Annotated in this window: 1 protein-coding gene; it reads right to left on the bottom strand. The window is 75.9% G+C overall.

Annotation, left to right across the window (positions count from 1 at the left end; genetic code table 11):
• Positions 1-582: 582 nt before the first annotated feature.
• A complete protein-coding gene (locus AE652_RS41085; RefSeq protein ID WP_049661063.1) occupies positions 583-792 on the bottom strand; it encodes a hypothetical protein in 210 nt (69 codons plus the stop codon).
• Positions 793-936 lie beyond the last annotated feature (144 nt).

Below are 936 nucleotides of genomic sequence, written 5' to 3'. Positions count from 1 at the left end.
CGGCCGTGGCGAGGGTGGGGACGAACCAGGGGGTGGAGCGGCGGGTTCTGGGTGGTGCGGGGTGCGTGACGGGGCGGCGGTGTCCCCGTGCCGAAGGTGCTGCGGAAGCAGTCGGGTGGTGCGCCCCGGGGCGGCGTCACGCTCGCAGGCCTCGGGGCCGTTCTCTGAGTTGTTCTCAGTGGCTCGCTGTGGAGTTGTGAAGTAGCGGGCAGTTCCTTGGCCTGGCCCCCTCGGGCCGGACTTCCGGGTGCGTCGTGGTGGTGCGTTGGGTGCTGGGCCCTGGCGGGCCCGGCGCCCATTCCCGGCGCCGTCCGGCATGGACATGCCAGGACGGTTCCGAGAACAGGCGGCGGGATGCCGTACTGCATAGAGAGGGGAGAGAGGAGGAGGGGCTACTTGCCGGAGCCGCCGGCCTTCGCGGCCTGCGCCCTGGCGTGGGCCTCGCGGGCCCGCCGGAGCTGCTCGTCCTGCTGCTGGCGCTGGGCTTCCTCGGCGGTCACCGGCCACCCCCCTTCGGAGTGGGCGGGGTCTTCGGCGGGGTGGGGGTGCCGCCGGCGTAGCTGCGGCAGGTGGGGGCGATCGTCACCGCGGACCCCCGTCGTCGTGCAGGTCGCAGGACCGGCCGAACCCGTTCGCGCTGCCCGTGGTCCGGGGAGCGAGGAGCCGGCGGCCGTTGGCGCGGGCCTCGTCGTAGTCCGGACCGGCCCACACACGGCCGTCAGCGGCGACGTGGTCGGGCGTGTCCGTACGGGTGGCGGGCCGGGACTCGGACCGGCGGAAGGACAGGGCCATCAGGACCGACCCCCCGCCTGCTGCGCCATCTGCTCGCGCAGCCGGTCCGCCTCCTGGCGGGCCCGCTCCGCGGCCGCGGCGGCCTCCTGGGCGGAGCGCAGGCGCTCCGCGATCACCGCGTCCAGGGCCGCGGCCTGCGCCGCG

The organism is Kitasatospora sp. MY 5-36 (genome assembly GCF_001182915.1).
GTDB lineage: Bacteria > Actinomycetota > Actinomycetes > Streptomycetales > Streptomycetaceae > Kitasatospora.
Note: the sequence above shows the minus strand (reverse complement) of the source record. Positions and strands in the feature narration are given on the sequence as shown.

Bases quoted from the DNA above. Each gene is read 5' to 3' on its own strand.
- AE652_RS41085 (WP_049661063.1), bottom strand. From the start codon at position 792: ATGGCCCTGTCCTTCCGCCGGTCCGAGTCCCGGCCCGCCACCCGTACG.